Source organism: Kitasatospora humi, assembly GCF_020907985.1.
Classification (GTDB): domain Bacteria; phylum Actinomycetota; class Actinomycetes; order Streptomycetales; family Streptomycetaceae; genus Kitasatospora; species Kitasatospora humi.
The window spans coordinates 1-19598 of record NZ_JAJJPA010000009.1 but is presented as its reverse complement, the minus strand read 5'-3'; the positions used below and the strand labels follow the sequence as shown (position 1 = coordinate 19598).

20 protein-coding genes are annotated in these 19598 nt (G+C 73.3%); 15 read left to right on the top strand and 5 right to left on the bottom strand.

Annotated features, from left to right (window positions below):
* Nucleotides 1-88 precede the first annotated feature (88 nt).
* From LN042_RS11865 to LN042_RS11855, 3 genes are all read left to right on the top strand, one after another.
* A complete protein-coding gene (locus tag LN042_RS11865) occupies nt 89-937 on the top strand; it encodes a PaaX family transcriptional regulator (RefSeq protein WP_230051263.1) in 849 nt (282 codons plus the stop codon).
* A 154-nt stretch (nt 938-1091) separates the two neighbouring features.
* Nucleotides 1092-1658, top strand: coding sequence for an SDR family oxidoreductase (locus LN042_RS11860; RefSeq protein ID WP_230051108.1), 567 nt, complete (start codon nt 1092-1094; stop codon nt 1656-1658).
* A 351-nt stretch (nt 1659-2009) separates the two neighbouring features.
* Nucleotides 2010-3155: a lactonase family protein gene (locus tag LN042_RS11855; protein WP_230051107.1), complete on the top strand. Its 1146-nt coding sequence runs from the start codon at nt 2010-2012 to the stop codon at nt 3153-3155.
* Between the two features lie 209 nt (nt 3156-3364).
* Here the strand turns inward: LN042_RS11855 and LN042_RS11850 are convergent, their stop codons facing one another.
* Both LN042_RS11850 and LN042_RS11845 read right to left on the bottom strand, forming a co-directional pair.
* Nucleotides 3365-4501 carry a sensor histidine kinase gene (locus LN042_RS11850; RefSeq protein WP_230051106.1) on the bottom strand — a complete coding sequence of 379 codons (1137 nt, stop codon included), beginning with the start codon at nt 4499-4501 and terminating at the stop codon, nt 3365-3367.
* The gene (locus LN042_RS11845; RefSeq protein WP_230051105.1) at nt 4498-5433 is read right to left on the bottom strand and encodes a response regulator transcription factor; all 936 of its coding nucleotides are present in this window, start codon (nt 5431-5433) and stop codon (nt 4498-4500) included. The genes LN042_RS11850 and LN042_RS11845 overlap by 4 nt, the downstream gene beginning before the upstream one ends.
* A 260-nt stretch (nt 5434-5693) precedes the next feature.
* Between LN042_RS11845 and LN042_RS11840 the strand changes: the two genes are divergently transcribed.
* The 4 genes from LN042_RS11840 (at nt 5694) to LN042_RS11825 (ending at nt 9442) form a co-directional block, all read left to right on the top strand.
* The gene (locus tag LN042_RS11840) at nt 5694-6173 is read left to right on the top strand and encodes a GntR family transcriptional regulator (RefSeq protein ID WP_230051104.1); all 480 of its coding nucleotides are present in this window, start codon (nt 5694-5696) and stop codon (nt 6171-6173) included.
* Nucleotides 6170-7282, top strand: coding sequence for a DUF1648 domain-containing protein (locus LN042_RS11835; protein WP_230051103.1), 1113 nt, complete (start codon nt 6170-6172; stop codon nt 7280-7282). Before LN042_RS11840 ends, LN042_RS11835 begins: the two co-directional genes overlap by 4 nt.
* A 120-nt stretch (nt 7283-7402) precedes the next feature.
* A complete protein-coding gene (locus LN042_RS11830) occupies nt 7403-8473 on the top strand; it encodes an alpha/beta fold hydrolase (protein WP_230051102.1) in 1071 nt (356 codons plus the stop codon).
* A 189-nt stretch (nt 8474-8662) separates the two neighbouring features.
* Nucleotides 8663-9442 carry a polysaccharide deacetylase family protein gene (locus tag LN042_RS11825; RefSeq protein WP_230051101.1) on the top strand — a complete coding sequence of 260 codons (780 nt, stop codon included), beginning with the start codon at nt 8663-8665 and terminating at the stop codon, nt 9440-9442.
* A gap of 83 nt (nt 9443-9525) precedes the next feature.
* Here the strand turns inward: LN042_RS11825 and LN042_RS11820 are convergent, their stop codons facing one another.
* Nucleotides 9526-10578: a C40 family peptidase gene (locus LN042_RS11820; protein ID WP_230051100.1), complete on the bottom strand. Its 1053-nt coding sequence runs from the start codon at nt 10576-10578 to the stop codon at nt 9526-9528.
* Nucleotides 10579-10839: 261 nt separating this feature from the next.
* The gene (locus LN042_RS36930; RefSeq protein WP_230051099.1) at nt 10840-11193 is read right to left on the bottom strand and encodes a DUF6343 family protein; all 354 of its coding nucleotides are present in this window, start codon (nt 11191-11193) and stop codon (nt 10840-10842) included.
* A 446-nt stretch (nt 11194-11639) separates the two neighbouring features.
* Here LN042_RS36930 and LN042_RS11810 point away from each other — a divergent pair, with 446 nt between their 5' ends.
* Nucleotides 11640-12680, top strand: a complete 1041-nt coding sequence (locus tag LN042_RS11810) for a zinc-dependent alcohol dehydrogenase family protein (protein ID WP_230051098.1) — start codon at nt 11640-11642, stop codon at nt 12678-12680.
* 28 nt (nt 12681-12708) lie between these two features.
* Here the strand turns inward: LN042_RS11810 and LN042_RS11805 are convergent, their stop codons facing one another.
* Nucleotides 12709-13575 carry an MBL fold metallo-hydrolase gene (locus LN042_RS11805; protein WP_230051097.1) on the bottom strand — a complete coding sequence of 289 codons (867 nt, stop codon included), beginning with the start codon at nt 13573-13575 and terminating at the stop codon, nt 12709-12711.
* Between the two features lie 269 nt (nt 13576-13844).
* Between LN042_RS11805 and LN042_RS11800 the strand changes: the two genes are divergently transcribed.
* Genes LN042_RS11800 through LN042_RS11770 form a run of 7 tightly spaced genes read left to right on the top strand, consistent with a single transcriptional unit; the run spans nt 13845 to nt 19484 of the window.
* Nucleotides 13845-15044, top strand: a complete 1200-nt coding sequence (locus LN042_RS11800) for a hypothetical protein (protein ID WP_308191793.1) — start codon at nt 13845-13847, stop codon at nt 15042-15044.
* Nucleotides 15031-15228, top strand: coding sequence for a hypothetical protein (locus LN042_RS11795; RefSeq protein ID WP_230051096.1), 198 nt, complete (start codon nt 15031-15033; stop codon nt 15226-15228). The genes LN042_RS11800 and LN042_RS11795 overlap by 14 nt, the downstream gene beginning before the upstream one ends.
* A complete protein-coding gene (locus LN042_RS11790; RefSeq protein ID WP_230051095.1) occupies nt 15225-16313 on the top strand; it encodes an NADH-quinone oxidoreductase subunit B family protein in 1089 nt (362 codons plus the stop codon). The genes LN042_RS11795 and LN042_RS11790 overlap by 4 nt, the downstream gene beginning before the upstream one ends.
* A 27-nt stretch (nt 16314-16340) precedes the next feature.
* Nucleotides 16341-18155, top strand: coding sequence for a nickel-dependent hydrogenase large subunit (locus LN042_RS11785; RefSeq protein WP_230051094.1), 1815 nt, complete (start codon nt 16341-16343; stop codon nt 18153-18155).
* Nucleotides 18148-18678, top strand: coding sequence for a NifU family protein (locus tag LN042_RS11780; RefSeq protein WP_230051093.1), 531 nt, complete (start codon nt 18148-18150; stop codon nt 18676-18678). The genes LN042_RS11785 and LN042_RS11780 overlap by 8 nt, the downstream gene beginning before the upstream one ends.
* Nucleotides 18675-19268, top strand: a complete 594-nt coding sequence (locus LN042_RS11775; RefSeq protein ID WP_230051092.1) for a DUF5947 family protein — start codon at nt 18675-18677, stop codon at nt 19266-19268. Before LN042_RS11780 ends, LN042_RS11775 begins: the two co-directional genes overlap by 4 nt.
* 9 nt (nt 19269-19277) lie before the next feature.
* Nucleotides 19278-19484: a hypothetical protein gene (locus LN042_RS11770; protein WP_230051091.1), complete on the top strand. Its 207-nt coding sequence runs from the start codon at nt 19278-19280 to the stop codon at nt 19482-19484.
* Nucleotides 19485-19598: the final 114 nt, after the last annotated feature.

Genomic DNA, 19598 nt, shown 5'->3' with positions numbered 1-19598 from the left:
GCGATAGGCTGCCGAGCGGAGGGGATCGTACGGTCGACAGCGGCCCGGAGCAGCAAGGACGGAGCGAGTGGACGTCGCCAGTGGGCCGATGCCGGTTCAGCCCGGAGCGCCGGCGGCGGCCGGCCGGGACACCCGCCTCGGGCCGCTGATCATCACGATCTTCGGCCTGTACGCCAGGGCGGAGCGGAACTGGCTCTCCGTGGCATCGATCGTGCGGCTCATGGCGGACCTCGGCGTGGAGGGGCAGGCCGTGCGGTCGTCGATCTCCCGGCTCAAGCGACGCGGCGTGCTGGAGAGCACGCGTCATGCGGGCGCCGCCGGCTACTCGCTCGCGGCGCCGGCCTTGGAGACCCTCGCCGAGGGCGACGTGCGGATCTTCGAGCGGGTCCGCGCGGTCGCCGAGGACGGCTGGGTCGTGGTGGTGTTCTCCGTCCCGGAGTCCGAGCGCGGCAAACGGCACGAACTCAGGACCACTCTCACCCGACTCGGCTACGGCACCGCCGCGCCGGGGGTGTGGGTCGCGCCGGGGAACCTGGCGGCCGAGACCCGCCGAACCCTGGAGCGGCGCGGCCTCGCCGAGTACGTCGACATCTTCACCGGCGACCACTTCGCCTTCGGCGACCTGCGCTCCAAGGTGCGCGACTGGTGGGACCTGGACGAACTCACCGCCCTCTACTCGGACTTCCTGCGCCGCTACCGGCCGGTCCGCGACGCGGCACGGGAGACCGAGAAGCCACCGGCGCAGGCGTTCCAGCTCTACCTGCCGATGCTCACCGAATGGCGCCGGCTGCCCTACCGCGACCCCGGCCTGCCGCTCGCCCTGCTGCCGCCGGGCTGGAACGGCGTCACCGCCGGAGCGCTGTTCGACGAGTTGAACACCCTGCTCGGTGCTCCGGCACGCGAGCACGCCCTCGAAGTGATCCACGACCACCGGTAGTCGGGGAGCTCCGGCTCGACACCCGTCCCATTGCCGCTGCTCGCCCCCGCTGCTCGTGCCCACGAGCCGATCGAACCGCTGCTGCCCGAGCCGCCGGACGACTCCTACGGGACGAGGCTGCGGACGAGCCGGCGGGCGGTGGTGTGGTCCAGCGGTGCGTGGCCGAGGAGGAAGCGCGACCGACCAGGCGGGCCTGGACGCGTTCTTCGCCGAGGTGGGCACGGTCGATCACCTGGTGGTGGCCGCGAGCGGTTCGGCGGGTGCGTTCGCCGACCTGGACCTGGCCGACCTGGCCGCCGGGTTCGATGCCAAGTTCTGGGCGCAGGTGCGGGCCCTGCGGACCGCGCTGCCCCACCTGCGCAAGGACGGTTCGGTCACGTTGATCACCGTAGCCTCGGCCGGGGCCGCCTTCCCCGGTACCGCGGGCCTGGCCGCGATCAACGGCGCGCTGAACGCGATGGTGCCGCCGCCGGCCGTCGAGCTGGCGCCGCTGCGGGTCAACGCGGTCTCTCCGGGCGTGGTGGACACCCCGTGGTGGGACCGTGTGACGGCCGACCAGCGCCGGTCGCTGTTCGACGGGCTCGCGGCCACCACCCCGGTGGGCCGGGTCGGGCGGCCCGAGGACCAGGCCCAGGCGATCCACATGCCGGCGGCCAACGGCTTCATCACCGGAGTGGTCCTGGAGTGCACGGGCGGCGCCAACCTGGCCTCGGGCCGCTGACCACTGCTCGCCGCCCCCCGGCCGGCCGTGCCTCCGGCCGGGGGGGCGGTTCGGGGACCACCCCCGGGGATCAAGGGCCCCAGCAGGCCCGGCCGGCCCGCCGCGAAAGCCACCGTCTGAAGTCGGCACCCCGGCGGCGCCTCCTCCGGTGTCGCTACCGCGCAAGTGATGCGGCGTCACGTACCGTGATCGGGAGGTGGTCGACCAACGCATCGCGCGGTCGTCGCACCCCTGCCCTCCAGCAACACCTCCCCCGCCCGGCCCTCGCGACCGCTGCGTCGCGTCCTACGGCGAACCATCCGTCGGGCCGGCACCCTCCCCCGTTCACCGCCGCCCGAGGAGCAGCCCGTCATGCGCCGTCCCGCCCGTCTTGCCGTATCCGTCGCCACCGCCCTGACGGCAGCGGCCGTCTGCACTCCGCCCGCCCACGCCGCCAGGTCCGGACGCGACGAGCAAGCCGGAGGGCACCACGCCGTGTTCGTCCAGACCGACAACCCGGACGGGAACCAGGTGGTCGCCTACCGGCGCGGCGAGGACGGGCACCTCACCCAGAAGGCGGTGTACGACACCGGGGGGCTGGGCGGCGTGCTCGCCGGATCGGTCGCCGACCACCTGGCCTCACAGGGGTCGCTGACCTACGACCCCGAACACGCGCTGCTGTACGCGGTGAACGCCGGCAGCGACACGGTGACGGTCTTCGCCGTCGACGGCGACCGGCTGACCCGCCGCCAGGTCGTCTCCTCCGGCGGCTGCTTCCCGGTCAGCGTCGCCGTCCGCGGTGACACCGTCTTCGTCCTCAACGCCCTCGAGGGCGGCTCCGTCCAGGGCTACACCGTGCACGACGGGAAGCTGGAGCAGCGCCCCGACTGGCACCGCGACCTGGGACTGGACCCGAACGCCACACCCCAGTTCACCAACACCCCCGGGCAGGTGGGCTTCACCGGCGACGGCACCCGGCTGGTCGTGACCACCAAGGCCAACGGCAACAACCTCGACGTGTTCGACCTCTCCCCCGACGGCGCCCCCGCGGCCACACCGACCGTCACCAACCTGCCCGACGCCGTGCCCTTCGCCTTCGTCCCCGACGGGCCGCGCGGCCTGTTCCTCACCCAGGCTGGGCCGAACGCCCTGGCCACCATGCGCATCCACCACGACGGCACCGCCAGCCAGCAGGCCTTCGCCCCGACCGGCCAGAGCGCCACCTGCTGGATCGTTCGGATCGGCGACCTGCTCTACGTCTCCAACGCCGGCAGCTCCACCCTCACCGGCTTCCGTGCCACCGACGAGGGCCGCACGCTCACCGCCCTCGGCAACACGCCGACCAACCCCGGAACCGTCGACACCGCCGCCTCCCCCGACGGGCGCTACCTCTACGCGCAGACCGGTGTCAAGGGCATCGTGGACGAGTTCGCCGTGAACGCCGACGGCTCCCTCACCGGCCTGGGCTCGGTGACCGTGCCGGATGCCGTCGGCGGCGAGGGGATCGTCGCGCTCTGAAAACCGCACCGCGCCGGGCCGCCGGTCTTGCCGAACCGTGACGGGAGACCAGCCGTCCGGCGGGCCGGCGGACGGCCGCGCCCGCGTCGGTTCACCTGCCCGTCCGCCCGCGCCCGCGCCTGTTCACCTGCCTGCCCGTCCGCGTCGGCGTCCGTTCGCCTGCCCGCCCGTCCGCCCGCGTCCGCCCGCCGGCCTGCCCGCCGGCCCGTCTACGCACGTGCCGCCGGAAGGGCGATCTCGAAGCAGCAGCCGCCGACCACGTTGTGCACCCGGGCGCGCCCGGCGTGGGCCTCGACGATGCCGCGCACGATGGCCAACCCGAGCCCGGCGCCGCTGTCCCCGCCCTCACCGGGGTCGCGCCGCGGCGTGCGGGCGGCGCTGCCGCGCCAGCCGGTCTCGAAGACCCGGTGGAGGTCCTGCTCCGGGATGCCGCCGCAGCCGTCGGTCACCGAGAGCACCACCTCGTCGGCCACCCGGCGGGCGGAGACGGCGACCACCCCGTCCTGCGGGGTCGAGCGGATCGCGTTCACCAGCAGATTGCCCAGCACCCGGGTGATCTCCTGGCTGTCCACCTCCACCGGCTCGGCCGCCACCTGACGGCCCTCCAGGCGCACCCCGCGCTCCCGGGCCAGCGGGTGGGCACCGGCCAGCGCGTCGTCGACCAGGTCGTAGACCGAGACCCGGGCGAGCGAGAGGGAGAGCGCGCCGGCCTGGATCCGGGAGAGCTCGAAGAGGTCGTCCACCATCCCGGTGAGGCGCTCGACCTCGGTGCGGATGCGCTGCAGATAGCGCTCCGGCTGGTCGGCCACGCCGTCCTCCAGCGCCTCCGCCATCGCCCGCAGGCCCGCCAGCGGCGTGCGCAGGTCGTGCGAGATCCAGGCGATCAGCTCGCGGCGCGAGGCGTCCAGCGCCTTGGCCCTGGCTCTGGACTCGGCCAACCGCGCGCTGGTGGCGGCGAGTTCCTCGCTGAGCTGGGCCAGCTCGCGGCCGAGCGGGTGGTTCGGCGCGGTGAAGCCCGTGTCACTGCCGACGGTGCGCGCGGCGGTGGCGAGCGCCCGACTGCCGGCGACCACCTGGCGCCCGAGCAGCGCGGCGATGCCCAGTGCCACCACCGAGGCCATGGCGAGCACGGTGATCACCACCCCGAGGTCGTGCTGGGACAGGAACATCGCCTGCGCCACGGCGAAGGTCCCGGAGGTGACCGCCAGCACGGTGACGGCGGCGACGCAGAACAGCGACAGCGCCACCGATCGGCGGCGCAGCCACCGCACGGCCGCCCAGCCGGGCAGAGCGGCACCCCCTGCCCCGAGCGCGGCGAGCAGGGCGATCAGCAGCAGGTTCTTCACCGGGCACCGTCCTGCCCGCTCGCCGCGCCCGGCGGCGCCGACCCGACGTCAGCTGCCGAGCCCGCCCCGAAGCCGGCGGCCGAGCCGAGCCCCCTCGCCGAGCCGGAGCCGATCGCCCGCTCGGGCCCGGTAGCCGGCCCGGGGCCTGTCGCCCGCTCGGGTCCGGTCGCCGCCCCGGGCCCGGCCGCCGGGTCGTAGCGGTAGCCGACACCCCAGACGGTGGTGATCAGGGTCGGGGCGCCGGGATCGTCCTCCACCTTCTCGCGCAGCCGGCGGATGTGCACCGTGACGGTGGACAGGTCTCCGAAGTCCCAGCCCCACACCCGCTGCATCAGCTCCTGCCGGGAGAACACCGTGCCCGGGTGCCGGAGCAGGAAGGCGAGCAGGTCGAACTCCCGGAGCGTCAGCGACAGTTCGGTCTCACCGCGGCGGGCGCGGCGGGCCTGCGGGTCGAGCGTGATGTCCCCCGAGGACAGCGGGGCACCGGGTGCGGCCGCAGGCGCGGCGGCCCGGGCGCGTCGCAGTACGGACTGCACCCGCAGCACCAGTTCGCGCGGGCTGAAGGGCTTGGTGACGTAGTCGTCGGCGCCGAGCTCCAGGCCGAGGATGCGGTCGGCCTCGTCGCCCTTGGCGGTGAGCAGCACCACGGGCAGGTCGGCGCCGGCCTCGGCGGCGCGTAGCCGGCGCAGCACCTCCAGGCCGTCGATGCCGGGCAGCATGAGGTCGAGCACCACCAGTTCGGGGCGGTGTGCACGGGCCAGCGCGAGGCCCCGGGTGCCATCGGCGGCCAGGTCCACCTGGTGGCCGGCCCGGGTCAGGTAGCCGGCGACGACTTCGGCCACTGTCGGGTCGTCGTCGATCACCAGGACGCGGCCGGCACGCGGCGCCTCGGTGGCGGGCGGCGCTCCGACGCCGGCGGGGCTTTCGTTCATCCGCCGAGGATAGGCATTCCGCGCCGGCATTGGCTGCCGGGGGGTGCCCGCGTTCGGGATCGGTCTCGTCCGCCCGGCCCTGGGTGCCCGGCCGGATCCCGGTCAGATCCCGGTCGGCGGGCGTCGTGCACCACGGCTCCCCCGGATCGTGCACCAGGGCGCCTGGTAAGGCTCACCGGAGCCGGCTCGCTCCTTCTTGCGTACACCTGATGGTCTGTTCTATAAGTACTAGAGCAAATACATCCCAGTGGGAGTCGCGCGTGATCCTGAGCATCGACCTGAGCAGTGCCGTCCCGATCTACCAGCAGATCCGGGACCAGGTCGTGGAGGCCATCGCGGCAGGCGAGTTGGCGGAGGGAAGCGCCCTGCCGTCGACCCGGCAGCTGGCCGGCGACCTCGGCATCAACTTCCACACCGTCAACAAGGCCTACGACCAGCTGCGCCAGGAGGGGCTCCTGCGGCTCAACCGCAAGAGCGGCGCCGTGGTGCAGCGGGACCCGCACTCCGGGCCGCCGCCCCCCGGCTTCACCGACGAGTGGTCGGCCCGGCTGCGGACGCTGCTCGCCGAGGCGGCGGCGCACGGGGTCGACACGGCGACCGTACTGACGACGTGCGGCCGGATCGTCGGCTCCTTCGGCGCCCAGCCCGGCGCCCGGCCCGGCGGTCAGGTCGGCAGTCATGTCGGCGGTCAGCACCATGGAGAGCTCGGCGTGGGAGAGAGGCTAGGAGGGCCGGCATGATGTCCGGAACAGCTGTCGTCCAGGTGGTCATACCCTTCGTCATCCTGCTGATGGCGTGGCTGATGCCCTCCCTCACCGGTCGAACCGTGCCCTTCGGGGTGCGGACCCCGCCCGCGCACGCCGACGCTCCCGTGATCGACGAGCAGCGGCGCGCCTACCGCTGGTGCGTGGGCGGCATCGGCGGGGCGGTGCTCGCGGCCGAACTCGCGCTCCTCCTCGTGTTCCCGAGCACGCCGCTGTTCGCCGGCGCATCGACGGCGGCCGCGGCCGTGTCCGCCACCGGATACCTGCGCGCCCGTCGCGCGATCCTCGCCGTCAAGCACGGCGAGCAGTGGTACGCGGGGCTGCGCCAGGTGGTCGCGGTGGACACCTCACTGCGGACCGCGCCGCCGCGCTACCCCTGGCGGTGGGCCGCGCCCGCGGTGCTCGTCCTCGCGCTCACGGCGGTGCTCGCCGCCGTGGAGTACCCGTCGATGCCGGACCGGCTGCCGATTCACTACGGCTCCCGTGGGGAGGCCGACCGATTGACGGACAAGTCGTTCGGCAGCGCCTTCGCACCCGTGTTCATCCAACTCGCGCTCACCGGGCTGCTCTTGCTGGTGACCTGGCTGGCTCTCCGCAGTCGGGCCGAGCTCGACCCGGCGCGGCCGGCGGCCGGCGCCACCCGGCACCGGCGGTTCGTCGTCCGGACCGCGGGCTCGGTCATGCTGCTGGGGGCTTGCGTCAACTCGGGTATCCTGGCCGCCGCTTGGCAGACCTGGCACGGCGACCTCTCGTTCTCCGCCCTTCCCGTGCTGGCGCCGATCGCGGCCGGGCTGCTCGTCGTCGTCGCGATCGCCCTGCGCACCGGGCAGGGCGGCCGCTGTCTGGCGCCAAGTGACTTGGAAGGCACGGCAGTCGAGTCGGCGGACCCGGGCGTGGTGGCGCCGGACGACGACCGCTACTGGCGCGGCGGTGGACTGTTCTACGTCAACCGGCAGGACCCGTCGCTCTTCGTCAGCAAGCGGTTCGGCATCGGCTGGACCGTCAACTTCGGCAACCCCCGGTGCCTTTGGCTGGTCGCGGGGCTGGCCGCCTTCGTGCTGGTCCTACAACTGATCAGCCGCTGACCGCTCCCGACCACCGCGCGGCTGCGCACCCCGGCTCCCGCGGCACACCCCTCGGCGTCCCGACCGCCCGGAGTGGACCGGGCGATCCCCGACTCACCCGCCAACCCACAGGAGAAACGGATGTCTTGGCGCTCCTCGTTAACCGCCGTCGTGCTCGCCGCGGTCACCGCGGCCGGGCTGGGCGCACCCGCCGCCGACGCGGCCGCACCCGCCGCGCTCGTGCCCGCCGCCGACCGCGAGGTGCAGTTCACGGTGGACGGCACCACCGCGTACGGCACCCTGCACGTACCCGCCCACCGGGCCGGACACCACCTGGCCGCCGCCCTGCTGCTGCCCGGCAGCGGCCCGACGGACCGCAACGGCGACGAGCCTCCCGCGCTCGTCCCCGGCACCCTCGCGCTGATCGCCGACACCCTCGGCGTCGACGGCGTGATGACCCTACGCTTCGACAAGTACTTCACCGGCCGCACCGGAGCCGGTGCCTACCAGGGCGACCCCGGCCGGCTCGACCTGGCTGCCTTCACCCGCCAGGCCGCAGCTGCCTACACCACCCTGCGCGACCAGCCGGAGGCCGACCCGCACGCCCTGCTGCTGGTCGGGCACAGCGAGGGGGGACTGCAGGCGCTGCTCCTCGCCCGCACGGTTCGACCCGCGCCGGCCGGTCTCGCCCTGCTCGCTCCGCAGGACGAGCGCCTGCTGGACCTACTGGCCGCCCAACTCGACACCCAGCTCGAACAGGCTGTGGAAACAGGACAGTTGACCGAGGCCGTGGCTTCGGCGAACAAGGCGGGCATTGCCGCCGCCATCGCCGATTTCCGGGCCGGGCGCCCCGCCGACACGAGCACCCTGCTGCCGCCGCTCGCCTCGCTGCTGAACGCGCTCTTCGGCCCCGACAACGCCCGCTTCGTCCGCAGCGACGACGCCGTCCACCCAGCCGACGCCGCCCGGGCGATCCGCCCCGGTACCCGGGTCACCGTCACCTGCGGCACCGCCGACGCCAACGTGCCCTGCGCGACCACGGCCCCGCTGCTCGCCGCCCTCGCCCGCGCGCACACCACCGGCCCGGGCCTGCGCCTCCTGGACGGGCTGGACCACTTCCTCCACCCGGCCGGCACCCCGGTGAACGACCGGATGCTCGCCCCGGCCGCCGTGGCGGCGCTGCACGAGTTCGCCGAACCCTGGAAGCGATAGGACCGATCAGGGGCCCCCGGCAACCGGGCTCCTGGGCGTGGGGATGGTGCCGGACGCGCGGGGAACGGCGACGCCGGCCGCCTCCCCGCACCCGGCACGCACTCGCTGCATTGGGCCATCCGGGCGGGTCCGCCCCGCCCTGCGGTGTGCCTGCCCATCAGGTCGCGCCCCAGGACCCACGCTTGGCCGATGCGAGAGATCCGCCTACCGCTGTCCCGCCGCCGCTTGCTCGCCGTGGGTGCCACGGCCCTGCTCGGCCTGGCCTGCCCGCCAGGCCGCGCCGTCGCCAGGACCGTCCAGGTGCCGCAGCCGGAGGGCGAGGTCAACGCCGGCCCGGACGTGATGGCCCTCACCTTCGACGACGGCCCCAGCCCGCAGTACACGCCGAAGGTGTTGGACGTGCTGCGCGAGCACGGCGTCAAAGCGACGTTCTTCGTGTGCGGCGACAACATCGGACAGTATCCCGACGTCATCCGCCGGATGGCCGCGGAGGGACACGTCATCGGCAACCACACCTGGTCCCACCCGAACCTCAACGAGCTGTCGGCCGACGACATCCGCGACCAGATCCAGCGCACCCAGGACGCCGTCACCAAGGCGTGCGGCCGGACACCGGTCCTGTTCCGCGCCCCCTACGGCAACTTCAGCGACACGACGCTGGCCGTCTGCGCCGATCTCGGCCTGCGTCCCATCTCCTGGTCTGTGGACCCGGAGGACTGGGCCAATCCCGGTACGGAGACCATCATCGACCGGGTCCTGGCCGGCGCCGCGACGGGTGCCATCGTGCTGGAACACGACGGTACCGAGGGCGGCGACGACGATCCCGCGCCCGGCAGCGGGGGCGACCGCTCCCAAACCGTTGCCGCCCTGAGCAGCTACCTGCCCAAGCTGCTCGCGGACGGCTACACGTTCACCACGCCCGACGCCCACCCACCGTTCCCGCCCAAGCAGTTCCACCGCAACGGCTGACCGCGACGCTTCCGATCGGTGAGCGGAACCCGCTGGCCGCCCCGGCCTCCCTCCCGGGTCGCGGCGCCGGCGGGGCCGGGCGGTCAGATCCGGCGGATGGTGGCGATGGGGAGCGCGTTGGCCGGCATGGTCCGCACCACGGCGCCGGTGTGCGGGGCGTGGACCACCATGCCGTTGCCGATGTACATGCCCACGTGGCCCTCGGGGCCGTCCTCGGCGTTGTAGATCACCAGGTCGCCGGGCTGGGCCTGGGCGAGGCTCGGCACCGCGGTGCCCACCGAGGCCTGCTCCTGTGAGGTGCGCGGCAACTGGATGCCGACCTGCTCGTAGGACCACTGCATCAGGCCGGAGCAGTCGAAGGTGTTCGGGCCGTTGGTGGCCCAGACATAGGGGTCGCCGAGCCGGCTGAGCGCGGCCGCCACCGCGCCTCCCGCCTGTCCGGAGGCCTGCGGCAGCGGGCCGAGGTCGGCCCGGCTGGTGCCGCGCGAGGCCGCGCCGCCGCCGTCCTCCTGCTGCTGGGCCGCCAGCACCGCGGCCCGCTGGCTCGCGGTGAGCGAGTTGAGCAGCGACTGCGACTGCGCGAGCTTGGACTGCACGTCGGTCTTGGCGTTGTTCAGCGTGGTGGTGGTGGCGTCCAGCTGGGCGAGGGCGGTCGCGGCGTCCTGCTTCTGCTGGTTCAGGGTGCGCTGGGCCTGTTGCAGGGCCTTCAGCGCCTCGGCCTCGCTGATGTTCGCCTGGTGTTGGGTGGCGGCCTGGTCGAGGTAGCCGGACGGGTCGGCGTTGAACATCAGCTGCACCGACGGGTCGATCCCGTCGTCCATGTACTGCTGACCGGCCACCGAGCCGAGCCCCTCCTCCAGCTGGTTCACCTGCGCCTGGGTGCGGGCCACCTCGTCCTGGAGCTGGGAGGCCTGCTGGCGCAGCGTGTCCGCCTTCTCCTTGGCGCCGTCGTACTGCTCGGTGGCCTGCTCCGCCTGCGAGTTCAGACCGTCGATCTGCGTCTTGACGTCATCGATGGACGGCTTCGGATCGGCCCACGCGCTCTGCGCGGAGAGGGCGACGGTGGCCGCGGCGGCGGCGGTGAGAACGACGACCCGGGCGTGGCTCGGCTGCTTGGGACGGCGGTGGGTCGCCACGGCGGGACTCCTTGTTCCGGTCGCTCGGTCGAGCGAGTCGGCCGGACGAGACGTTTGCCGTCAGACCATACTGCTCCTCCGATGATCGGGCCAGCCGGCTCCATGAGAACTTGCGGGGCACCGGAGCTTGTTGAGTCCACATCAGCAATGGGACTGCTGCAGAATCTGACAAATCACCCGATTACGGTCACCTTTGGTGCGCGAAGCCAGGCGAAGCACAGCGAGTGGGCCCGCGGTGAGCCGGTAGACCGGCTGGTGCCGTCAGCGCCGCCAGCGCTGCTGTTCCGCCATCCGGCGGCGGATGACGAACATGTCGACCACCGCCACGACGGTGAACACGGCGCAGATCACGGCGAGTGCCGTGAAGAAGCCGCGGTCGTCCTTGGGCGCGCGCAGCACGTCCGTCGCGAGCAGCGTGAAGACCACCGTGCCCACGGCGAACAGCGGTAGGAAGACCCGGTTGAGCAGTCGCCTGGCCGGCAGATCGCTGCGCGCCCGGATCGGCTCGGTACCGGTGTGCTGCCAGCGCCTGGCGGCGGCCCGGGCCCGACGGTCAGCCGCCGCGGCTCGCCAGCGCTCACCGGCGTGGTGGGAGTGGTGATGCGACTGTGGCACGTGCTCGTCGCCCTCCGTGCGACACGTCCGTCATGCATCGCCTACCCAAGTCGCCGACAGATCACGCGCATACGAACCGACCGTCTCGACCGACGGCCGCCGCCCGGGCGTTCGGTGGTCCGGCACGCCGGGCGGGTGGGGCACACGCTGTCCGGCCGGCCGGCTCCCGGGCTTCACCGGCCGCCGACCGGGCTCGAAGAGCGCCCAGGCGGTCCGCGCCCAGGCCCTGCGCGCTCCGGCCCGCGGACGACGTCCGGCAGGCCCTGGCCCGGGCGCCGGCGTCGTGGCCGCCTGGGCTCCGCTCGGCGTCCGCCGTACCGCGGAGCGGTGAGCCGTCGAGCCGTGCGGCCCCGGACGTCCGGGGCCAGGCTGGAGGTGGCGGCGGTTGCGCACGACCGTCGCCGTACCCGGAGGGGGACGCACGGGAGGCGGCTCGGGAGGCAGTGATGGGCACGGCACAGCGGCTACCGCAGGAGACCGGGGCCTGGGTGGTGGCCCACCCGGGGCCGGTGGGTGCGTCAGGACCGGGCCCACTGGTGTGGGAACGGCGGCCGCTCACCGCCCCCGGGCCGTCCGAAGTGCTGGTGGAGGTCGAGGCCTGCGGGGTGTGCCGCACCGACCTGCACCTCGCGGAGGGCGACCTCGCGCCCCGGGTGGCGCGGTGCACCCCCGGCCACGAGGTGGTCGGTCGGGTGCGCGCCGCCGGTTCCGCCGTGACGGGGTTCGAGCTCGGCAACCGGGTCGGCGTCGCCTGGCTGGCCCACACCTGCGGCAGCTGCGCCTACTGCCGCACGGGACGGGAGAACCTCTGCCCGCGCTCGCTGTACACCGGCTGGGACCGGCACGGCGGCTACGCGGAACACGTGCTCGCGGACGCCCACTTCGCGTACCCGCTGCCCGAGCGGCCGCCCGCCGAGGAACTCGCCCCGCTGCTGTGCGCCGGGATCATCGGCTACCGCGCCCTGGAGCGGGCCGAGCTGCCGCCGGGCGGACGACTGGGCATCTACGGGTTCGGGGCGTCCGCCCACCTGACCGCCCAGCTCGCCCTCGCCCGGGGCGCGCGGGTCGACGTCTTCACCCGGGGCGAGGCGGCCCGGCGGCTGGCGCTGGAGCTCGGCGCCGCGTTCGCCGGTGACTCCTACGATCCGCCTCCGGAACCGCTGGACGCCGCCATCCTGTTCGCCCCGGCCGGCGAGCTGGTCCCGGTCGCCCTGGCGGCCCTGGACCGCGGCGGAACGCTCGCGGTGGCCGGCATCCACCTCAGCGACATCCCCGTGCTCGACTACCGGCGCCACCTCTTCCAGGAGCGCACGCTGCGCAGCGTCACCGCCAACACCCGGGCCGACGGGCAGGCCTACCTGGCCGCGGCGGCCCGGACCCGCCCGGTCGTCCATGTGCGCCGCTACCCGCTGCGGCAGGCGGACGAGGCGCTCGCGGACCTCGCCGCGGACCGGGTCACCGGCGTCGCGGTCCTGGTCCCGGGGTGACCGGGGGCCGCGGTCCGCCCTCCAGCGGTCAGGCGGGTTGCCCGGGTGCGGGCGGCTCGCCGACGCCGGCGACGGTGGGGCCGATGGTCACCGTCTGGCCGGGTGCGCAGTGCACGATGCGGTCGTCGAGGCGGCGGGCCCGCGCCGCGGTGAGGAAGTCGGTCAGCGGGGAGCGGAACACGGAGTAGTCGTCGTTGTGGATCGGCAGGACCCTGCGGGGGTTCAGGAGGAGGACCGCCTCGGCGCCCTGGTCGCCGTCCATGGTGAGCAGCAGGCCGGCGATCCGGGTCCCGCCGAGGTGGAGGACGGCGAGGTCCGGGTCGGGGTAGCGGCGCGGTATCTCGCGCAGCGCGTCGTGCACCAGGGTGTCGCCGGAGAGGTAGATCCGCAGGCGGGGCGGGCCTTCGGGCTCGCCGAACTCCAGCATGCTGCCCATCACCGGTGGCAGCAGGGCCCGCACCGCGGCGCTGCCGGCGTGGCGGGCGGGCAGCGCGGTGACGCGCAGGCGGCTGTCCGCGCGCTGCAGGGTGTGCTGCTGCCAGGTCCGCAGGGCGACGGTGTTGCGGAACCGGTGCAGTCCGCGAAGGCGTCGGGCGGCGTGCGGGGTGGTGACGATCGGGGTGTCGTGGTCGAGGGCGGCGCGGGCACGGCGGTCGAAGTGGTCACCGTGGAGGTGTGACAGCACGACGGCGTCGAGGTCCTCGGGCAGGTCGGCCGGTTGGAGGGCGGGCTCGGTGCGGCGGCGGCTCACCAGGCCGTGGCCGAGGTAGGCGTACTGGCCGCGGTGCAGGAAGTTGGGATCGGTGAGCACGGTCAAGTCGCCGTAGCGGATGAGCAGCGTGGCGGTGCCGACGAAGAGGATCCGCGCCTGGTGCGGGGGCGGGACGGTGTTCATGGCAGCACTCCGATGGGGGCGGATGCGGGGCTGACGGCACCGGTCACGCCGGCAGGGGGCCGGTGGGCGTCGTCGTGCCGTCGCGGCTACCCATCCCGCCCGCCCGCAACCAGGGGGCCCGGTACGGTCCGCCGCTGACCGCCGAGGCCTGGTCCCCACCCTGTTGGCGGACCGGGCGAGCGCATCCGGACTGCCGGTGTGACGGTAGGAGGGGCGCGGCGCACTCCCCGCGCTCGAGGGCCCGGCCGACGCGGCCGATCGGAGGAGAGATGACGAGCAGCCCGGCACCGGCCGGGGCCACCGCTGAGCGGCCGGCCGACCCGGCATTCGAGCGGCTGCGGCCGCTGGCGGACGCCGTCCTGTACGAGGGCTACCTGCTCTACCCGTACCGCCGGTCCTCCGCCAAGAACCGGGTGCGCTGGCAGTTCGGCGTCCTGGCGCCGCGCGCGTGGGTCGAGGCGGACGGCCCGGTCGCCCCGACCGTCGCCGGGTCCGCCGAGTCCTGGTACCAGCAGACCGAGTGCCTGGTCGAGGCGGACAGCGCCGCCGTCCTGCAGGTCCGGGTGCGCTACCTGCAGGTGCAGGACAAGCAGGTGCAGCACCGCACGGCCGACGGCGGTCACCTGGCCGTCGATTCCCTGGAGGCGCCCGGCGCGGTGCACCTCAGCTTCGAGGAGGCGGTGCCGCGAGAGTGCGACCTGGTGGTGCCGCTGGCCGACCTGCTCGCCGGTGAGCAGCGCTTCCCGGTCGGCGCGCCCGGCGGCGAGGAGACCGAGGAACTCGGCGACGTCGACGGCCGAGCGGTGCGCCGCCGCCACCCCGTCGAGGCGATGGTCACCCTCGGCGCCGAACTCCTCGACGAGCCCCACCGGTTGTACCGGGTGCGGGTGCGCACCGAGAACACCGGCCGGCAGGTCGGGCCGGGCGCCACCCGGCAGGAGGCGCTGCGCCACACCCTGGTCGGCACCCACACCTTCCTCGGCGGCAGCGGGTTGTCCTTCCTGTCGCTGGCCGATCCGCCGGACCGGGCCGTCGACCACGCCCGCGGCTGCCGCAACCTGCACACCTTTCCGGTGCTCACGGAGGCGGGTCGGGCGGTGCTCTCCTCGCCGATCATCCTGCCCGACCACCCGCAGGTGGCCCCCGAGAGCCCCGGCGACCTGCACGACGCCGCCGAGATCGACGAGATCCTCTCGCTGCGCACGATGCTGCTCACTGACGCGGAGAAGCGGGAGGCCAGGGCGACGGACCGGCGTGCCGCCGAGATCCTCGACCGGGTGGACACCATGCCTGCCGAGGTCTTCTCCCGGCTGCACGGCGCGATCCGCTCGCTCCGCCCAGGGCGCCACTCGGCGCCGTGGGAGGGCGGCGGCGAGGGCGGGCCTGCGCCGACCGGCGGTCACCATCCGGGCCGGGGGGCACCGCTCACCACCGCCCTCGACGAGACGAGTCCCGATGGACGCCACTGAGCCGGGCCGGATCGACCGGCACCCGGCCGCCCGCGGCGCGGAGCTCGACCGGGCCCGGCCGATCGCGCCCACCCGCCCCCATCCGCACGCCCTGGACGAGCCGCCCGCACCCGCGCCGGCTGGTCCGGTGGCCGCCGGCTACGACCGACCGCGTGACCCGCTGCAAGGAAGGCCGAGGACATGACCATAGAGAGCGGTACCACCAGTACCAGCCAGGCGCCGACTCCGGCTGCCGAGCCCACGGGCTTCGACGAGATCGACATCCTGTGGATCTCCGAAGGGATGAGCTGCGACGGCGACACCGTGTCGCTCACCGCCGCCGGACAGCCCGCCATCGAGGACGTGCTCCTCGGCCTCATCCCCGGCCTGCCCAAGGTCAACCTGCACAACAAGGTGCTCTCGCCGACGCTGGGCGGTGAAGAGTTCCTCGCGCCGTTCCGGGCTGCCGCCCGGGGCGAGTTGCGTCCGTTCATCCTGGTGATCGAGGGTTCGATCCCCAACCAGAACATCATCGAGGGCGACGGCTACTGGACCTCCTTCGGCAACGACCTGGAGACCGGCGAGCCGCTCACCCTCAACTGGTGGATCGACCAACTCGCCCCCAAGGCATGGGCGGTGGTCGCGGCGGGCACCTGCGCGACCTACGGCGGCATCCACGCGATGGCGGGCAACCCGACCGGCGCGATGGGCCTGGCCGACTACCTCGGCTGGGACTTCACGTCTGCGGGCGGGCTGCCGATCGTCAACGTGCCCGGCTGTCCCATCCAGCCGGAGAACTTCATGGAGGTCCTCACCTGGGTGCTGTACCACGCCGCCGGTACGGCACCGCCGCCCCCGCTGGACGCCAACCTCCGCCCGCAGTGGCTGTTCGGCAGGACCGTGCACGAGGGCTGCGACCGGGCCGGCTACTACGAGCAGGGCAACTTCGCGCGGGACTACAACTCCCCCAAGTGCCAGGTGAAGGTCGGCTGCTGGGGCCCGGTGGTCAACTGCAACGTGCCCAAGCGCGGTTGGATGGCGGGCATCGGCGGCTGCCCGAACGTCGGCGGCATCTGCATCGGCTGCACCATGCCGGGCTTCCCCGACACCTTCATGCCGTTCATGGACGAACCGACCGGCGGCAGCATCTCCCCCATGCTCCTCAAGCCCTACGGCGCGGTCATCCGGCGCCTGCGCGGCCTCACCAGCATGGCGGTCAACCGGGAGCCGCGCTGGCGGCACAACCGCTCCGAACTGACCAGTGGCTACGACCCGCACTGGCGTCCCTGACACCTCCGATCCCCCCGAGGAAGGCACATGACGACCACCGACAACCCGCGCGCGACCGGGCAGCGCAAGCCGCCGCAGATCGTGGAGATGTCGTGGGACCCGATCACCCGCATCATCGGCAACCTCGGCATCTACACCAAGGTCGACTTCGCCAACCGGGAGGTGACGGAGTGCCACAGCACCTCGTCCCTGTTCCGCGGCTACTCGGTGTTCATGAAGGGCAAGGACCCGAGGGACGCCGGCTTCATCACCAGTCGCATCTGCGGGATCTGCGGCGACAACCACACCACCTGCTCCAACTACGCCCAGCAGATGGCCTACGGCGTCAAGCCCCCGCCGCTGGCGGAGACGATCGTCAACCTCGGTGAAGCCGCGGAGTACCTGTTCGACCACACCATCTTCCAGGACAACCTGGTGTTCGTGGACTTCTGCGAGGCCATGGTCAAGGACACCAACCCCGGTGTCCTGGCCCGGGCCGAGCGCACCGAGGCCCCCAACGCGGGGATCCACGGCTACCGGACGATCGCCGACATCATGCGGGCGTTCAACCCGTTCGAGGGCGAGGTCTACAAGCAGGCGCTGCAGATGAGCCGGGTCACCCGGGAGATGTTCTGCCTGATGGAGGGGCGTCATGTGCACCCCTCCACGCTCTATCCCGGCGGGGTCGGCACGATGCCGTCGCCGACCGTCTTCACCGACTACCTGTCCCGCCTCGTCCGCGTCATCGACTTCGTCAAGAAGGGCGTGGCGATGAACGACGACGTCTTCGACTTCTTCTACGAGGCCCTGCCGGGCTACGAGGAGGTCGGGCGCCGGCGCATCCTGCTCGGTTGCTGGGGCGCGTGGCAGGACTACGACGCGTGCGACTACCGGTACGCGACGATGAGCAACTGGGGGAAGGCGATGTACGTCACCCCCGGCATCGTCGTGGACGGCAAGCTGGTCACCAACAACCTGGTGGACATCAACCTGGGCATGCGCATCCTGCTCGGCTCCTCCTACTACGAGGACTGGGTCGAGGAGCAGCCGTTCGTCACCCACGACCCGCTCGGCAACCCGGTCGACATGCGCCACCCCTGGAACCAGACCACCGTACCGGTGCCGCAGAAGCGCGATCTGGACGGCGGCAAGTACAGCTGGGTGATGAGCCCGCGCTGGTACGACCGGAACACCGACCAGCACCTCGCCCTGGACACCGGCGGCGGCCCGCTGGCCCGGCTGTGGTCCACGGCGCTGAGCGGGCTGGTGGACACGCCGTACGTCAAGGCGACCGGGCAGAGCGTGCGGATCTCCCTCCCCAAGGGCGAGGAACTGCCGGAGATGACGTTCGAGTGGAAGATCCCGCAGTGGAGCAACACCATCGAACGCGACCGGGCCCGGCCGTACTTCGTGGCCTACGCCGCGGCGATGGCGTTGTTCTTCGTGGAACGGGCGATGGGCATGGTCCGCGCCGGCGACACCCAGGTCTTCACCGACTTCGAGGTGCCGGACGAGGCGATCGGCTGCGGTTTCCACGAGGCCGTGCGCGGCGTCCTCTCGCACCACCTGGTGATCCGCGACAAGAAGATCGCCAACTACCACCCGTACCCGCCGACTCCGTGGAACGCCAGCCCGCGCGACAGTTACGGCACCCCCGGCCCCTACGAGGACGCCGTGCAGGGCCAGCCGATCTTCGAGGAGAACGGTCCGGACGACTTCCGGGGCATCGACATCATGCGCACCGTCCGCAGCTTCGATCCCTGCCTGCCCTGCGGCGTGCACATGCACCTCGGCGGGGGCAGGGAGTTGAGCCGCACCCACCTGCCGAGTTACGGCGCGGCCTACGGGGCCTCGCATGGCTGACTGCGGGCGCCTCGACGGCCCGGCCGTCGAACAGCGGCTCGCCCGGTTGGACGAACTGCTGGAACGGGTCGAGACGGTACCGGGACCGACCCGTGAAGCCGCGGTCGCCGCGATCCAGGTGCTGACCGAGGTCTACGGCGAGGCCCTCGCCCGGGTCCTGGACCTGGTGGCACCGCAGCCGCTCCTCGAGGACGAACTGATCGGCCACCTGCTGGTCCTGCACGACCTGCACCCGGAGCCGCCGGAGCGCCGGGCCGTGCGGGCGCTGGAGGCGCTGCGGCCGGCGCTGGCCGAGCGCGGCGCACGGGCGGAACTGGTCGGGATCGAGGGCACGGTGGCCGAGCTGCGGCTGACCGCCAAGGGCTGCGGCTCCTCGGCGGGCGGCGTCGAGGAGGCGGTCCGCGAGGCCCTGCTGGCGGCGGCTCCGGAGCTCACCGGGGTCCGTCTCGCACCGGCACCCGCCACGCCGCCCGCGTTCGTACCGGTCGACAGCCTGTTCTCCCGCTCCGGGGGCCCGGCATGAGTCCCGGCGCCCTGCAACGCCTGATCCGGGAGGCCCGCGCGCAGCCGCCCGAGGCGGCGGAGCGCTGCGAGTTGTGCGGTCAGCCGCTGCCCGACGACCACCGGCACCTGGTCGACACCGACGAGCAGGCGGTGCTCTGCACCTGCCGGCCGTGCACGCTGCTGTTCGGCCGGGAGCAGCAGGCCGACGAGGGCCGGTACCGGCTGGTGCCACGGCGCCGGGTGCGGCTGGAACCGGTGCCGACCGACCGCCTGGGCGTCCCGGTCGGCCTGGCCTTCTTCGTCCCCCAGTCCGACGGCACGGTCCTGGCGCACTACCCGGGTCCGGCGGGTCCGGCCCGCTGGGAGGTGGACGCCGAGGCGTGGCACGCACTGTGCGACCTGCGGCCCGAGTTGCGCACCATGCGCAGCGACGTGGAAGCCTTGCTGGTGAACACCGTGCGCGGCCAGTCGCAGCACTGGATCGTCCCGCTCACCGACAGCCTGCGGGTGGTCGCGCTGGTGCGGCGGGAGTGGCGCGGCCTGTCCGGCGGCAGCCGGGTGTGGCCGGCGATCGAGCAGTTCTTCGCCGAACTGACCGAACAGCGGTGAGGAGGAGCGATGGGCACCATCAGAGTCGGAAAGCCCGATGCACGTCCCGATGCCTCGAGGACCGTTCGCGGGATCCACCGGGGCAATGAAGGGCACTACAAACGGCAGCCGGGGCACCACGAGGACGGCACCGCGGACGCACGGCGTTCGACGGGCATCCACTGGAAGAAGCACGACGCGATCCTCAAGGTCATGCCGAACATCCCGCCCGGCTGAGGAACGCGCCGGCAACGCCGTCCTCTTGGTCGGCGACGAGCAGAAAGGACAGGAAGATGGCCAGACACGTGCTGATCGCCGGGCTGGCACTCCTCGGGGCGCTCGCCCTGATGG

What these genes read in the sequence shown, in the direction of transcription:
- LN042_RS11865 (WP_230051263.1), top strand. Translation starts at nt 89, where the DNA reads ATGCCGGTTCAGCCCGGAGCGCCGGCGGCGGCCGGCCGGGACACCCGC.
- LN042_RS11855 (WP_230051107.1), top strand. Translation starts at nt 2,010, where the DNA reads ATGCGCCGTCCCGCCCGTCTTGCCGTATCCGTCGCCACCGCCCTGACG.
- LN042_RS11845 (WP_230051105.1), bottom strand. Translation starts at nt 5,433, where the DNA reads ATGAACGAAAGCCCCGCCGGCGTCGGAGCGCCGCCCGCCACCGAGGCG.
- LN042_RS11835 (WP_230051103.1), top strand. Translation starts at nt 6,170, where the DNA reads ATGATGTCCGGAACAGCTGTCGTCCAGGTGGTCATACCCTTCGTCATC.
- LN042_RS11830 (WP_230051102.1), top strand. Translation starts at nt 7,403, where the DNA reads ATGTCTTGGCGCTCCTCGTTAACCGCCGTCGTGCTCGCCGCGGTCACC.
- LN042_RS11825 (WP_230051101.1), top strand. Translation starts at nt 8,663, where the DNA reads ATGCGAGAGATCCGCCTACCGCTGTCCCGCCGCCGCTTGCTCGCCGTG.
- LN042_RS11810 (WP_230051098.1), top strand. Translation starts at nt 11,640, where the DNA reads ATGGGCACGGCACAGCGGCTACCGCAGGAGACCGGGGCCTGGGTGGTG.
- LN042_RS11805 (WP_230051097.1), bottom strand. Translation starts at nt 13,575, where the DNA reads ATGAACACCGTCCCGCCCCCGCACCAGGCGCGGATCCTCTTCGTCGGC.
- LN042_RS11800 (WP_308191793.1), top strand. Translation starts at nt 13,845, where the DNA reads ATGACGAGCAGCCCGGCACCGGCCGGGGCCACCGCTGAGCGGCCGGCC.
- LN042_RS11795 (WP_230051096.1), top strand. Translation starts at nt 15,031, where the DNA reads ATGGACGCCACTGAGCCGGGCCGGATCGACCGGCACCCGGCCGCCCGC.
- LN042_RS11790 (WP_230051095.1), top strand. Translation starts at nt 15,225, where the DNA reads ATGACCATAGAGAGCGGTACCACCAGTACCAGCCAGGCGCCGACTCCG.
- LN042_RS11785 (WP_230051094.1), top strand. Translation starts at nt 16,341, where the DNA reads ATGACGACCACCGACAACCCGCGCGCGACCGGGCAGCGCAAGCCGCCG.
- LN042_RS11780 (WP_230051093.1), top strand. Translation starts at nt 18,148, where the DNA reads ATGGCTGACTGCGGGCGCCTCGACGGCCCGGCCGTCGAACAGCGGCTC.
- LN042_RS11775 (WP_230051092.1), top strand. Translation starts at nt 18,675, where the DNA reads ATGAGTCCCGGCGCCCTGCAACGCCTGATCCGGGAGGCCCGCGCGCAG.
- LN042_RS11770 (WP_230051091.1), top strand. Translation starts at nt 19,278, where the DNA reads ATGGGCACCATCAGAGTCGGAAAGCCCGATGCACGTCCCGATGCCTCG.